This is a genomic window from Bacillus sp. T2.9-1 (assembly GCF_950097965.1).
Lineage (GTDB): Bacteria > Bacillota > Bacilli > Bacillales > Cytobacillaceae > Niallia > Niallia hominis.
Genome location: NZ_CATNHG010000002.1, coordinates 64,385 through 79,714 on the forward strand (window position 1 = coordinate 64,385; position 15,330 = coordinate 79,714).

Annotated in this window: 13 protein-coding genes; 9 read left to right on the forward strand and 4 right to left on the reverse strand. The window is 35.6% G+C overall.

Going from position 1 to position 15,330, the window contains the following annotated elements; all coding sequences use genetic code 11:
• The first annotated feature begins 14 nt into the window (after positions 1–14).
• Both QQZ16_RS01295 and QQZ16_RS01300 read left to right on the forward strand, forming a co-directional pair.
• Positions 15–1,022, forward strand: a complete 1,008-nt coding sequence (locus QQZ16_RS01295) for a DUF3231 family protein (protein WP_235249296.1) — start codon at positions 15–17, stop codon at positions 1,020–1,022.
• Between the two features lie 97 nt (positions 1,023–1,119).
• Positions 1,120–2,283 carry an acyl-CoA dehydrogenase family protein gene (locus tag QQZ16_RS01300; protein WP_419181461.1) on the forward strand — a complete coding sequence of 388 codons (1,164 nt, stop codon included), beginning with the start codon at positions 1,120–1,122 and terminating at the stop codon, positions 2,281–2,283.
• A gap of 128 nt (positions 2,284–2,411) precedes the next feature.
• Here the strand turns inward: QQZ16_RS01300 and QQZ16_RS01305 are convergent, their stop codons facing one another.
• A complete protein-coding gene (locus tag QQZ16_RS01305; protein ID WP_268817821.1) occupies positions 2,412–2,546 on the reverse strand; it encodes a hypothetical protein in 135 nt (44 codons plus the stop codon).
• A gap of 364 nt (positions 2,547–2,910) precedes the next feature.
• Between QQZ16_RS01305 and QQZ16_RS01310 the strand changes: the two genes are divergently transcribed.
• The 6 genes from QQZ16_RS01310 to QQZ16_RS01335 all read left to right on the forward strand — a co-directional run bounded on the left by QQZ16_RS01310 (position 2,911) and on the right by QQZ16_RS01335 (position 8,397).
• A complete protein-coding gene (locus QQZ16_RS01310; protein WP_235249292.1) occupies positions 2,911–3,780 on the forward strand; it encodes a carbon-nitrogen hydrolase family protein in 870 nt (289 codons plus the stop codon).
• Positions 3,781–3,782: 2 nt separating this feature from the next.
• A complete protein-coding gene (locus QQZ16_RS01315; protein ID WP_235249290.1) occupies positions 3,783–4,454 on the forward strand; it encodes a GNAT family N-acetyltransferase in 672 nt (223 codons plus the stop codon).
• A gap of 309 nt (positions 4,455–4,763) precedes the next feature.
• A complete protein-coding gene (locus tag QQZ16_RS01320) occupies positions 4,764–5,183 on the forward strand; it encodes a MarR family winged helix-turn-helix transcriptional regulator (RefSeq protein ID WP_031538699.1) in 420 nt (139 codons plus the stop codon).
• Positions 5,184–5,211: 28 nt separating this feature from the next.
• Entirely contained in the window at positions 5,212–6,831 is a 1,620-nt protein-coding gene (locus QQZ16_RS01325) for an MDR family MFS transporter (RefSeq protein WP_031538701.1), read from the forward strand.
• 156 nt (positions 6,832–6,987) lie between these two features.
• Entirely contained in the window at positions 6,988–7,695 is a 708-nt protein-coding gene (locus tag QQZ16_RS01330; RefSeq protein WP_235249281.1) for an SGNH/GDSL hydrolase family protein, read from the forward strand.
• A gap of 138 nt (positions 7,696–7,833) precedes the next feature.
• Positions 7,834–8,397: a hypothetical protein gene (locus QQZ16_RS01335; protein ID WP_031538705.1), complete on the forward strand. Its 564-nt coding sequence runs from the start codon at positions 7,834–7,836 to the stop codon at positions 8,395–8,397.
• 325 nt (positions 8,398–8,722) lie between these two features.
• On the opposite strand, the gene QQZ16_RS01340 is transcribed toward QQZ16_RS01335, so the two are convergent.
• A complete protein-coding gene (locus QQZ16_RS01340; RefSeq protein ID WP_235249273.1) occupies positions 8,723–9,508 on the reverse strand; it encodes a GNAT family N-acetyltransferase in 786 nt (261 codons plus the stop codon).
• Positions 9,509–9,666: 158 nt separating this feature from the next.
• Here QQZ16_RS01340 and QQZ16_RS01345 point away from each other — a divergent pair, with 158 nt between their 5' ends.
• Positions 9,667–9,807 (forward strand): hypothetical protein, encoded by a 141-nt coding sequence (locus QQZ16_RS01345; RefSeq protein WP_155986766.1) that lies wholly within the window; start codon positions 9,667–9,669, stop codon positions 9,805–9,807.
• A 206-nt stretch (positions 9,808–10,013) separates the two neighbouring features.
• Here QQZ16_RS01345 and metH read toward each other — a convergent pair whose 3' ends face one another.
• Positions 10,014–13,469, reverse strand: coding sequence for a methionine synthase (metH, locus tag QQZ16_RS01350; RefSeq protein ID WP_031538709.1), 3,456 nt, complete (start codon positions 13,467–13,469; stop codon positions 10,014–10,016).
• A complete protein-coding gene (locus QQZ16_RS01355; RefSeq protein WP_031538711.1) occupies positions 13,447–15,318 on the reverse strand; it encodes a bifunctional homocysteine S-methyltransferase/methylenetetrahydrofolate reductase in 1,872 nt (623 codons plus the stop codon). The genes metH and QQZ16_RS01355 overlap by 23 nt, the downstream gene beginning before the upstream one ends.
• Between the last annotated feature and the right edge of the window lie 12 nt (positions 15,319–15,330).

A 15,330-nucleotide genomic window follows, 5' to 3' on the forward strand; every position in this document is an offset into this window, starting at 1 on the left:
TTGGAGGGTACAGTATGAATAAAAAAGAGATATTGACATCATCCGAACTCGCAACTTTATGGATGACTTATCAAGAAAAAACGATGTTTTTGCGAATGGTAGAATATTTCCATTCTGTTAATGAAGATAAAAAAGAAAAAAACTATTATGAAAGCCATATGCTTAAACTATCGAAGGTGATACAAAAAATTGAAACAATTTTAAAAGCAGATGGAGCAAAAATTCCAAATGGATTTTCTGAGAAAGATGTAAATAAACAAGCACCCCCACTGTTTCAACCAACTTTTTCTCTTCAAATAATGAGAATGCTTTCAGAAATTGGCATGGGACTACATGCATTACATTTAGCAAGATCTTATCGAAAAGACATTATTCAATTATTCCAAGAATTATCTGTAACAACGCAGCATTGTTATGAAGAGTGCACCGAGCTTTTAATTGAAAAGGGTGCATTGAGCCGTCCACCACAAGTGTCTATGCCAGAACAAGTGGACATGGTTGTAAGTACACAATACTTAAAAGGAAATAGTATCTTTGGGGATAAAAGAGTGTTAAATACAGTAGAAGTTTCTTTTCTCTATCAATCCATTGAAAGCAACAGTATTGGACAACAATTAATTACTGGGTTTGCCCAAGTAACTAGAGACCCAGAGATAAAAAAATTCTTCACACAAGGAAAAGAGCTTTCCAAGAAAATTATTACGAAGCTTTCGAAAAAATTAATGGATGATGATATTCAAGTTCCGATAGCCTGGGTAGGAAGCCCAACCGTTTCTACCATTGCTCCCTTTTCAGACAAATTAATGTTGTATATCATTAGTTTGTTTTGTAGTTTTGGACTAGGCAGTAATGCTATTGGAACAACATTTAGTTTGCGGAAGGACTTATCGGCAACCTTTATCCCCCTAATTACGCAAATTTATGATTATGGGGTACATGGGGCAGAGTTGATGGCCAAAAAAGGCTACACAGAGGAACCACCGGGCATGGAAAATAGAACAAATATCATAAATAGAAGCTAAGTATGTTTCTATAATGTTGACATTGCATTTTGCTTATCAGTCAATGGAAATAATGCTATGATAGCTTTATAAATGAACTGATAAGGGAGATGTCGGTATAGTGACTGATTTTTTTAATGAAGAAAAAGATTTCACAAAAAGAGTAAGTAAGCTTTCTGAATTAAGTAGAAATTTTTTTGAGAGAGCAAAGGAAGTTGATGAAAATGGATCGTTTCCCTTTGAAAACATGAAGGAATTACAGCAATCTGGTTACACAACCTTAACAATACCTAAAGAGTTTGGCGGACAAGAAATTTCTTTGTATGAATTAGTAAGATTCCAAGAGATAATTGCACAAGGGGATGGATCTACTGCCTTATCTATCGGATGGCATATGGGCGTTGTTAGAAATATGTATGAGGCAAACTGGCAAAAGGAGACGCTTAAAGAAGTCTATAACCAATTGCTAAATGGTGCATTAATAAATGGTGCCGCAACAGAGCCACAAACAGGAAGTCCAACAAGAGGTGGAAAACCACAAACTACTGCCGAAAAGAATGGAGAAAATTGGGTGATTAATGGACATAAATCCTTTACCACGATGTCTCCTGTATTGGATTTTTTTCTTGTTACTGCATCTATCAAGGGTACAGACGAAGTAGGCAATTTTTTGATACCAAAGGATTGTAATGGAATACGCATAGAAAACACATGGGATAGCATTGCTTTAAGGGGTACTGGAAGCAATGATGTGTATTTTGAAGCAGTAGAAATTCCTGCACATTATTTTGTGGAAAAATTGGAAAGACGGAAAAAAGTTAATCCATGGCTATTGCATATTCCAGCATGCTATTTAGGAATCGCAGGAGCTGCACAAACGGAAGCAGTGACTTTTGCGAAAAATTATTCTCCAAATAGTATAAACGGAACCATTAGCGATATCCCAAGTGTACGAGCAAAAATTGGGGAAATGGAATTGAAAATGCAAACAGCGAAACACTTTTTATATTCTGTAAGTAAAAAATGGGATGAATCATCTGTAGAACAGCAATCTCATCTTCTTCCAGAATTAAGTGCAGTGAAATTAGTTGTAACAAACATAGCAATCGAAGTAGTCGATATCGCCATGCGCATTGTCGGTGCACGTAGCTTGTCCGCAAAAAGCCCACTACAAAGATACTACCGAGACGTACGAGCAGGCTTACATAATCCACCAATGGACGATATGACAATCGAACAGCTCGCAGTAAAATCATTAAATGAAATGAACGAAAGCAAGTAAAAAAGATTGCCAACGAGCAATCTTTAAATAATGGTAGTCAAATTACTTGATAAGGTAGTTTGGCTATTTTTTTCATTGTTGATTTCGTTCAGAAACCAGGGTTTAACTCACTTTTTTTAAATCAGCTCTTACTTTGTAGTTCGATAAAGATGACGGAAATATGTTTCCATTCTAAACGATCCATTTATGTATCTTTTTAGCCCGATAACTACTAGTTCTTCTATCAAAATCAAACCAAGGAAAGCATAAATAAAAACAATCAAATTCATTTCCCTCCTTAAATCTTCAGCTACTTTTCTATTCCTTTTTTTGTTGTAATGTAAACAATGATCGATTATAAAATAATATGAACAACTTCACTTTTCAGAACATAAATATAAAAAGAAAATTCATAAAAAAAATTGGTGTGAAACCATTGAAAAATATAGAAAAATAACTCATAATCTTATTTTGAAACATTCCTTTTTTAATAAAAAACACTTCTAATTCATTAGAAGTGATATTACCCGTTAATCGGGATATAGTGCAGTTGTCATCAGAGGAAGATCTTTTTTTAAATCCCAGTGATGGTTAGTTGAAACATTGGGTTGGGGATAAAAAAATACGCTATATAAAGGGAGATGGAAAATGAAAATAAGAGTTTCTGCCGTACAGTATAAATTAGAAAACATTAAGTCTTTTGAAGCATTCGCAAAACAATGTGAGCATTATGTTCGAACAGCAAGTGAATTTGGTGCGGAATTTGTTTTATTTCCTGAATTTTTTACAACACAGCTTTTATCAATGGGAGATGAGACGAACGCATTAACGATTAATGAACTACCTGGATTTACAGATCAATATCAAGATTTATTCAGGTCATTTGCTGTTCAAACTGGAATGCATATTATCGGTGGAACTCATGTCATTCGCAGAGAAGAGAAATTGTATAATGTAGCACATCTATTTTATCCAGATGGAAGAATAGAAGAGCAGGCAAAGCTTCATATCACGCCTACAGAAGAATATGAATGGAATATGGAAAAAGGGGATTCCTTTCGCATATTTGATACAGAGAAAGGAAAAATTGCCATCTTAACTTGTTATGATATTGAATTCCCTGAAATCGTTCGTATGGCAAAGGCAAAAGGAGCAGATGTGATTTTTTGCCCATCGTGTACGGATGATCGCCACGGTTTTCATCGTGTACGCTATACTTGCCATGCAAGAGCAATTGAAAATCAAGTATATGTTGTAGTAACTGGAACAATTGGCACGCTTACAAATGTTGACTTTATGCGTGCAAATTTTGGGCAGGCAGCAGTCATTACGCCTAATGATATCCCGTTTCCACCAAAAGGAATTCTTGTAGAGGGTGAGCTTAATAATGATATGGTTGTAACAGCGGACCTTGATTTGTCTTTATTGTATGAAGTAAGAGAAAAAGGTTCTGTAACAACTTGGAGAGATAGAAGAACAGATCTTTATCCTGACTGGAATTCTACCGTGGAAGGCTAATTATGACGCTTCATAGTGAATTTTATCTTTTTGACACAGGTCAGCCAATTCCATGTACGGTCAGAAATTATCTGGAAAAAGATTTTCACGAATTAATTGCTATTCAATCAGAATGCTTCCCACCACCATTTCCAGAGGAGCTATGGTGGAATGTTGAGCAATTGTCTAGTCATCTTTCTCATTTTCCTGAAGGAGCAATCTGTGTGGAAGTGGATGGGGAGCTTGCAGGTTCCTTAACATGTCTTCAAGTCGCTTATAATCCAAATCAGCCTCATCATACATGGGAAGAAATAACGGACAATGGATATATTACTACAAATGATGAACATGGAGATGCCTTATATGTGGTGGATATCAGCATTCGCCCAAAATTCCGAAAACTCGGTTTTGGAAAGATACTTTTGCAACATGCTTATTACTTAACTATTGAATTAAGATTAGACCGATTACTTGGAGGGGGAAGGATGCCTGGCTATAAAAGGTATAGAAAGGAGCTCTCCCCAGAGGAATATTTGGAGCAGGTTCTCGCAGGTCATGTAAAAGATCCTGTTATTACGTTTTTATTGCGGTGTGGAAGAACACCTGTTACCATATTGCCACAATATTTGGAAGACGAAGATTCAATTAATCACGCAGTTTTAATGGAATGGAAAAACCCTTTTAAAACTAAATAAAATTCGTTATGTCTTATTTAATTTATTGATGGAGAGGGATAAACATCCCGCTTCTAATCGATGGTTAAATAAGACATTTTTTTGTTTTTCCGTAACGGTGAATTTCTCTGTCTATGTACTAAAAAACTTAGTTAACGAGCAAATCATCTTAAGGGAAGTCCCCTTCCTCATATAGTCTAAAAAGAATTTGCCACAAACATAAAAATAATAATTGACATGTAAATAATTAAGTTATATATTATTTATTGCTTAATAATTAACTTCTTAATTATTTATTTGTGAATTAATTACAGAAAGGACGGGGGATAAGTGCATAATGGCGAAGAGCTTTTTGAAGTCGCAGCAATGTTTGGCACATTTATAAAAAATTTAACAAGTGATTTTAATAAAAATAGCAATGATTTAAATATTACACAATATAAACTTCTTTTTCATTTAGAAAAAGAAGGCGCCCAAAATGTCTCAGATCTTGCGAAAAGCGTACACATTACAAATGCTGCAGTTACCACTATTACCGATCAATTATTGGCCGATGATTATATTACTAAAGATCGATCAAAGACTGATCGAAGAGTGGTCAATATTACTATTACCGATAAGGGAAGAAAGATAGTAAATAATATGAAAAAAGAGCAGCAGAATAAGATGAAGGAACATTTCCGAAAGTTAACGGAGGAAGATATTCAACACTTAAAACGAATTTTCAAGCTATTAAACGAGAATTTCTAATAATTTCATAAAGAAAAGAGAGAATGCAATGGAACATTTAACACAAAAGAAAAAACTGTCGATTATGATTGCCATAATGGCAGCGATGTTTTTTGCAGCGATTAACCAAACAATCGTAAGTACTGCAATGCCAAAAATTATATCTATACTAGATGGTATGGATTATTATACATGGACGATCAATATCTATATGCTTACATCCACTATTGCTACCGTTTTAGTTGGAAAGCTATCTGATATGTATGGCCGTAAGCCATTCTTATTGATTGGTATTTTATTATTTATGGTTGGTGCTTTTTTAACGGGTACTTCTAATGATGTATTTCAATTTATCGCATACCGTGGTATTCAAGGGATTGGAGCCGGAATAATTCAATCATCAGCCTTCACAGCAGTTGGAGATTTATTCCCGCCACGCGAGCGTGGAAAATGGATGGGCTTATTAACAGCAGTATTTGGTTTTTCCAGTGTGCTTGGACCTCTATTAGGTGGATATTTAGTGGATCACCTAGATTGGCATTGGCTATTCTGGATCTTCTTACCGATTGGTATTATCGCATTTGGAATGATTATGGTATTATTCCCTAAAGTAGAGGGTAGCGGCAAACAAAGCATCGACTATATTGGTTCGTTCTTTATGACGATTGCAATTGTGCCATTATTGTTAGCTTTTTCATGGGCAGGAACAGATTATGCATGGGGATCTGTTCAAATCCTTGGATTAATTGCTGCTAGTATCATTTTCGCCATTGTATTTGTGTTGGTAGAAAAAAATGCGAAAAATCCAATATTACCGTTACATTTATTCAAAAATAATATCGTTACTGTTTCAAATATAATAGGCTTTATTATGAACTTTGGGATGATGGGTGCAATGATTTATCTTTCGTTCTTCGTTCAAGGAGTTTTAGGTATTTCACCGACTTATGCTGGTTATGTAACAATGCCAATGTCTATTGTAATGGTTATTTCAAGTACTATCATTGGTCAATTAATTTCGAAAACAGGGAAATATAAACGCTTTGCATTAATTGGAGTACCAACGATGATAGCTGGTATGGCGATTATGATCTTTATGAATAGTGTACCAATGGCTATTTTAAGTATGATAGTATTTGGCTTAGGTCTTGGTATAGGAATGCCGGTATTCTCGATTGCAACACAAAACGCTGTGTCTCATAAAGAATTAGGTGTAGTAACTGCTTCTACACAGCTATTCCGAAACCTAGGTGGTACAATCGGGATTGCAGTAATGGGAACAGTTATGTCCAACAATTTAAAAACAAACTTGGAGAATACGATGCAAAATTCTTCAGTAGTAAAAGATTTAGCAACTGTTGATCCTAAGATTACTGAACAAATTGTTGGCTTTGCAAATCCGCAAGCTCTAATGAATAAGCCATTACTTGAACAAACAGAAGCAAGTCTACCTGCAGATGTTCAACCGATTTTTACAAAAATGATTGAGGGTATTAGAGACGCTTTAGGTGATACGTTATCAACTGTATTTTTAACAGGTACAATCGTATTAGTGGTAGCCTTTTTATTAGTGTTTTTCTTAAAAGAAATCCCGCTACGTACAACAAATCAGGCTACTCCTAAAGAGGAGAAAGAAGAAGATAAAGTACTCGATATACAAAACTCTTAAGAAGAATCATATTGGCTGTCATCCAAATTAATTGGATACAGCCTTTTTATTTAGAATAATTATGAAAAATTTGTTACAATCGAAATTTTTTTCGCACAACCTTTTTTCTGTTATAATAAATTATAGTAATTGAATGAAAAAAAGTAGGGATGCTAAATGAAAATCATCTGTTTTGGAGATAGCTTAACAAGGGGTGTCTCCTTTGTAAAAGGTAGGGTAAGAATCATTAAAGATAATTATCCCGCTATACTTGAAAAATTATTTTCTGTAAGGAATCCAGAAGACACCATTATTTTAAATAAAGGTGTGTTTAATGATAATTCTGATTTATTAATGAAACGATTGGAGAAAGATGTTCTTTCAGAAGAACCAAATTATGTATTGTTAAATGTTGGCGGAAATGATTGCAATTTTAAATGGCAGGAAGTGGCGGAAAATCCTGATAGTAACCACGATCCAATTGTGCCAATTAATCAATACATTGAAAATATTGGCAATATGGTAGCGAAAATGAAACAATCTAATATCACGCCAATTTTGTTAACATTACCACCGCTCGATCCAGTACGTTATTATAAGTTTATTGCTGATCGATATGGGACAACCATTAGTCATTGGATAAGTTGCTGTGGAGGCATTGAACATTGGCATAGTTTATATAATTTTCATTTGAATAATTTAATTGAACAATTAAATCTTCCTAGCATTGATGTAAGAACAGCTCTTATAAAAGCTGGGAATATTGCTGATTTTATTAGTGATGATGGCATTCATTTAAATTCAGCGGGTTATAAAAAAATGAGTAATGTTATTTTTGAAGAAATGCTGCGCTTAACTGGTGGACAAAAAGAGCAGTTATCCTAATAGCATTCGGACTTTTTCGTTTTAACCTATCTATCCATTATTTAGCAAAACTAGCTGTGGAATATTATTGGATATTGCTTTAAGATAAAGAGACAAACAGTTATCAATACATCGATTTAAATAGTGGAGGAAAAACGGATGAATACTTTGTATGAAAAAATAATTGATGTTTTGCAGCTTAATGGACCAACAACCCTTTCCGTCATTTATAATGAATTAAATCGCTATTTAGGAGAGGATGATACACCGATTTCAATGTCCTCCATTAAGTCTGTCCTTTCTCGCAAGAAAGACTTATTCGAGGTTTGTGATGATATTGTATCGATTCATCCAGATAAAGAAATTACAAAATTAATTGTTGAATATAAGGTTAATCAAGAACACTCTTTTAGTATTCATATCGATTTTGACCTTCACAATTATTTAATTCAAGAATGGAGTCAATTTCCAATTGTCATTCCACCAGTTTTTAATAAAATCGAGCCATACGAATACGATGCTTTAAAGATGGAATTATATCGATTGAAAATTTGGAATTGGGAAGAAGAGCTCTTGGGAATTGATTCAGTTAAATGTACAGTTCGGTTAGTTACTGTAAATGCCTCTTACACTGTTGATTTAGTAAATATACAATCAAAAGAATGGAGACATTTACAGAAAATCATTTCCCTTTTTACAGATTTAGAATTGCTGCTTAAGTAGTGGAGATAAGCATATCAGTGGGGAAATTGATGTTCTTATTTTTATAAAAGGCTGTTTTCTAAAGGATTATTGTTTTTTCAATAGGAAAAAAAGAATTAGTTGGAAACAATTAGCAGCCGGAATACATGAAGAATCCTGTGGGACTAGCGAGACAGTCTGAGACCCCGGAGGCTTAAGCTTAGCCCCACGGAAAGCGAAGTGTATTCCGGCTGCGGGTAATCGCAACAAACTTTACGAAAACAGCCTTATAAAATTAATAGGAAATTACTGAGAAATCCCTTTTGCTTTTTAACATCAGCAAAAGGGATTTGTTGTTATTTATAATTTAACGATACATCGTCCATAATCCAATATCTTCAAATCCGATTTTTTTATAAATCTTTCCTGCCTCTGGATTGTCATAAAACAAGCAGACATATTGTTTTTCAGCTAATACATCATTAATAAGTGCTGTCATTAACTTACTAGCATACCCATTATTCCGATAATCTTTGTGTGTGCATACACCGACTATCATTGCCGATTGGGAATTTTCGGCTGTAGTTGAAACAGTTGAAATAATATTTCCTCTATCATTTTCAAGAAAATATGTGCGTCCGGTTTTAGATTCAATTGCTTTTTTTAACATTTCTTTTGTTTCATCTGTCGTGCTAAATTCATCGATGGAATGCTGTAATGCTACAATTCTGTCAATATCAACAATCGTTGCGTTTTTGATTGTTTCGGTTGCTTGTAATTCTCTTTTTGTTCCACATTGCGCAAAATATGTGACTCTTTTCTTTCCTAATGTAATGTTAGGGTGATTTTCAAATCTCTCCACTAACTCAGCTTTACCAGACAAGGTAACAGGCTTGTTATTAGAATACATAATTGTAGCAAAGCCGTTTACATCAAAATTGTCCTTATCTTGGCAATAAAATATATAGCTTTCAAAGTATTTTAGCAGAACTGCAGTTACTTCCCCATTTTTAAATTCTCCCCAAAGCTTTTGGAATGTTGCATGGTAGCCGAACGCTTCAATATCGCCAATAATAAATAGATTGATTGAAGGATTCTGGAACAAAAATTCCATGACAATGGAATGATCTTTCTCTGTAAGTTCTCGAATCATTTATGTAACCTTCTTTCTGTCTATAAAATAATTATTTGTAAGTTTACCATAATATTTAGAATTTAAATAGAGTTAAGAATTGTTTTATTAATGATTTTGTAAAGAGATTGGATAGTATTGCTTGGATGAGGGAAGGAAAGTGGCGTCAAGAGGGGGGGATGAAAACTACATTAGCAGTAGAAGCGTGGAAAGTGGTGTTCATTAGGGAGATGAACACCATATTAGCAGTAGGAGTCAAAGAAAATGGCGTTCATCCGCAAGATGAAAACCAAAACCGCAACAATACCAACATAAACTAATATTAAAAACAAGCGATAAAATCCACATGCAAATAAACCAACGAATATAACATCCACATCAAAAAAATTACAACTCCAAAGATATATTCTAAAAAGGGAGTTTAAAAAAGTCTAGACAAAACACAAATAAAAACCAGCTGAAACAACAATATCAGCTGGTTTTCATTACCGATCATATCAAATAAAGAAAAGGGCATTCTACTAAATTACAGTGAACTAGATAATACATTAAAATATCTTGCATCTGGATGGGCAAATACCATTGCAGAAACAGATGCTTCTGGTTCCATCATACATTCCTCCGATAAAGTAATGCCAATATCCTCTGGAGAAAGTAGTCCAAATAATTTTTTTTGGTCTTCTAGTTCAGGGCATGCTGGGTATCCAAATGAAAATCGTTGCCCTTGATATTTCGCAGCAAAGCGTTCCTTCATCGTAAAGGTTGCTGGATCAGGGAATCCCCATCTATCTCTAATTTGGCGATGAATTAATTCTGCCAGACCTTCTGCTGTTTCTAAGGCTAGTGATTGTAGGGCATGGGATTCAAGAAATCTTCCATCCCGCTTTAATTGTTCTGCTGCTTCTCGTATTCCTGTGCCAGCTGTAACTGCAAAAAAGGCAACATAGTCCATCATTCCGCTTTCGACTGGCTTTAGATAGTCTGCGAGACAAAGATATGGTTCTCTTTCTTGTCTTGGAAAGTCAAAGGTTTCCAATAGCTTAGATGCATTCTCTGGATCATAAATATATATTTTATTTCCATCCGATTGAGCAGGATAGAAGCGGTAAATGGCTTTAGGATATATCCAGTTATTTTGTTCTGCTTCCTGTAAAAGCTGTTCAATCATATTGTTTAGTTGGACCGCTCTTTCATCTTTAGCAGAGAGTAGCATTTCTACTTTTCCTTTTAAACCTAGATGGTGTCCTAGCAGCATTTGTTTATTAATATATGGTTTAATATGCCCAAGTGTATAATTGGTTAATAAATGCCTTTTGGTATCCTGTGGTATGAAGATAGGCGCATTTTGATTTATTGTTTTTCTTTTTATGCCTGTGATAATAGGTTTTACAGGGTCCTTGATTGGCTTTGTTAAAAGTGCTTGTTTTTTTCTGTTATGTTCTTCTTTAAGTAAAAGCACTTCTTCATTATTTGTAAGTTGATTTGCAAGTGAGAGTCCATTCATGGCATCTTTTGCATAAAGTACTAATCCATCATATTCCCTTGTAATTTTCGTATCAGTAAATTTTCTTGATAAAGCAGCCCCGCCGACTAATATAGGGATATCTATTCCTGCTTGTTTCATATCGGCTGCTGTTAAAACCATCTGCTGGGCTGATTTTACAAGGAGACCAGATAAACCAACAATGTTTGGCTTTTCCTTTTTAATTGCAGAAACTAACTCTGCTGGTGGAACTTTTATACCTAGATCAATGACATCATAGCCGTTATTTGAGAGAATAATATCGACAAGATTTTTCCCAATATCGTGAACATCTCCTTTTACGGTGGCTAAGATAACTTTACCTTTCGTTGAGGTTGAAACGTTTTTGTCCATATAGCCTTCTAAAAAAGAAACAGATGCTTTCATTACTTCTGCACTTTGGAGAACTTCTGCCACAATTAACTGATTATCATTAAACAAGCGACCGACTTCTTTCATTCCGTTCATTAGCGGTCCATTAATAATATCTAATGGTGCACTATAGTTGTTTAGCGCAATTGCCAAATCATCTAGTAAACCTTCCTTTGTTCCTTCCACGACATAATAAGCCAATCGTTCATCTAATGTTAAATGTTCTAGTGAATTAACCTTTTCTTTTTTCTTATCCCGATAGAAATCGGTAAAAACTGCTAATGTTTCATCTGTTGTTTCAAATAATAGCTTTTCAGCTAACTCAATTTCTTCTTTACTAATGGACGCGAATCTTTCTAGCTTTTCCGTATTGACGATGGCGTAATCTAGACCAGCTTGCGTACAGTGATAAAGAAAGACGCTATTTAGTATTTCTCGGCCAACAGGAGGGAGACCAAAGGAAACATTGCTTATTCCAAGAATCGTTTGAACATCTGGACAAGCTTCTTTAATTTGTTTGATTCCTTCTACAGTAGCTTTAGCAGAACCAATATATTGTTCATCGCCAGTACCTACAGGGAAAACAAGGGGGTCAAAAATAATATCCTGGCCATTTATCTTATATTTGTTCGTTAATAATTCATAAGAGCGTTTTGCTACTTCTAACTTTTTTTCCACTGTTACTCCCATTCCATCTTCATCGATTGTTCCTACAACAACAGAGGCACCATATTTGTGGATGAGAGGGGCAATGGCTTGAAATCTTTCTTCCCCATCTTCTAGGTTAATACTATTAATAATTGCCTTACCTTGTGAATAGGAGAGGGCTTTTTCAATTACTTTTTCATCAGTTGAGTCGATGACAAGAGGCACCTTCACTTTTTTTACAACCTCTTTCATAAAAAGCTCCATATCCTCCAGTTCATCTCTATCAGGATCTGCTAAACATATATCGATAACATGTGCTCCGCCCTTAACTTGGGCTCTTGCAATTTCTGATGCTTCTTCAAATTTCGCTTCATTTATTAACCGCTTAAATTTCCGGGAACCGATGACATTTGTACGTTCTCCAACCATTATCGGTCTTAATGTAGGGTCATCATAAATGAATGGCTCAATTCCAGAAACCATATGATAGTTTGTTTCCGCTACTTTCCGAGGGGAAATCTCCTTCATTTTTTCCGATATTGCTCGAATATGCTCTGGCGTTGTCCCACAGCAACCACCGACGATGTTTAGCCAGCCTTCTTTTGCAAAACCGCTTAATTTATTCGCAAGAGAGGATGCTGTTTCATGATAATGTCCTTCTTCATCCGGTAAGCCGGCATTAGGATAGCAGCTTACGGCATACTTTGAAAGACCAGAAAGAGAGCGGATATGATCCTGCATAAACTCCGGCCCTGTCGCACAATTTAATCCGATTGCAATTGGATTCATATGTTCAACAGAAATGTAAAAAGCTTCGATAGACTGGCCAGCTAGGGTGGTTCCCATTGGTTCAATTGTGCCTGAGATCATTAACGGTAGTTCTTTTCCTGTCTTTGAAAAGGCCTGCTTAATTCCGAGAAAGCCAGCTTTTACATTTAACATATCCTGACTTGTTTCTAGGAGGAGAATATCTACGCCTCCATCAATAAGACCAGTTGCTTGTTCTTCATATGATGCGATAAGCTCATCAAATGTAGTGCCACCAGTAACACTTAATGTTTTGGTTGTAGGTCCCATTGCACCTGCGACAAACCTCGGCCAATCGGGAGTTGAATATTTCAAAGCAGCATCTTTGGCGAGTTTTGCTGCAGTTATGTTCAGTTTGTAAGCAAGATGTCCTAGATGATATTCATCTAGGACAAGTTTAGTTGCGCCAAATGTATTTGTTTCAATAATATCAGCGCCAGCCTCAAGATATGCTTCATGAATTTTGGAAATGATTTCTGGTCTTGTTAATGTTAGATTTTCATTACAACCTTCTAATTCCTCGCCACCAAAATCGGAAGCTGTTAAATCCTCTTGTTGGAGCATTGTGCCCATTGCGCCGTCCATAATCATGATTTTTTGTTTGAGTTTGTCAGCTAATGATATTTGTTGCATCACATTTCCTCCTAGTTGCAGCAGTTCGTAACTTAGTATAGCGAGCCAATTCGACTGAAAGCTCATATCGTAAAAAAGGCGTTATTAAATAGATACCGTTAAAGAAGGTGGATGCAGTATCAATTAGCGACTTTGTAATAGTTAAACCTTCTTGTGTTGCTTTTTCTGGATTGTCTTTTAAATTTGCCATTGCCTGACGAATCGAATCCTCTATTTTTATACCAGGTACTTCATTGTGAAGAAATTCGGCATTATTGCTGCTCGTCAAAGGCATTAAGCCGATATAAATTGGTATATCAATATGTTTAGTAGCTTCATATAACTCAACTATTTTTTCTTCTGAATAAATTGGCTGTGTAATAATATAATCAGCTCCGCAGGCAATTTTCTTCTCGAGTCTTTTAACAGCCTTATCCACTTGGCGAACATTTGGATTAAATGCCGCAGAGACAGAAAAAGCTGTCTTTTGTCCTAAGTTTTTTCCAGAGAATGAGAGACCTTCATTTAACTGCTTGATCATCGAAATTAAATCAAAAGATGTCATATCATAAACGGAAGAAGCACCTGGAAAATCGCCAACTCTTGCAGGATCGCCTGTAATTGCTAAGACATCATGAAGGCCAAGTGTATGTAATCCCATTAAATGAGACTGCAATCCAATCATATTCCGATCCCGGCAAGCAATGTGAATAAGGGGACGTAGGCCAATATTCTGCTTTACTAATGTACCGATTGCTGTATTGGAAATACGAGCAGATGCTAAACTATTGTCTGCAAGCGTAATGGCGTCAATGCCTTCTTCTTTTAATTTTTTTGCTCCTTCAAAAAAACGTGTTGTATCTAATTTTCTTGGCGGATCTAATTCTACAATGACCGAAGCTCTTTCCTTTACAATTTCCTCCAAGGGTGTGAATTCCCGTGGGGGAGGGGAGTGAAGGACAATAGAATCTACCATAGCTTTGTTAGATGTAACAGGTTTATCTGTAATAGGGGAAGCATTTTTCAATACTTCCGCGAAGTTTTTTATATGTTCAGGTGTTGTTCCACAACATCCTCCCAATAGCCGAACCCCTTGTTTACGGAACTCTTCAGCTGATTTTCTGAAATATTCCGCATTGTCCTTATATTCGAATTTTCCGTCAATATAAGTTGGTAAACTAGCATTTGGATATGCTGATAAATAGGCATCCTTTGGCAGTGGAATCTGCTCGAGTGATGCAATCATATGGTGTGGGCCCAATCTGCAATTTAGCCCAATGACATCTGCTCCTAAACCTTCTAATCTCTCAAAGGCATTCTTTAGTGGCGACTGATTTTGCAACACGCCGATTTCATGTATGGAGACCTGCGCTATGACTGGAAGGTCTGTTTCTTTTTTTGTAATTTGTAATACTGTTTCTAATTCTTCCATATCATAAAATGTTTCTAAGAGAATACCATCGACACCTTCTAGAAGTAAACAATAAAGCTGTTCTCGAAAACTTCGCTTTAATTCTTCTAAGCTAATGGCTTGAGGCTTCATTCCTCTATTTCCGCCAATTGTGCCTAAAACACTCACATTCTTATCTTTTGAAGATTGTTTGGCAATTTTAACGGCAGTACTGTTTATTTCCTTTACGCTATCCTCAAGCCCATATCTTTGTAACTTTAAATAGTTGGCAGCATATGAATTTGTTTGAATAATATCTGCACCTGCATGGATATATGCTTGATGAACCTGTTCAATTTGTTCTCGATGAGAAATATTTAATGCTTCGAAGCAAGTATCCTTTCCGTAAGAATAGAGGAGAGTACCCATAGCACCGTCCGCTATTAAAATTTCGCTTTTTAGTCGATCAAGAAAACTCATAATATTCCTCCA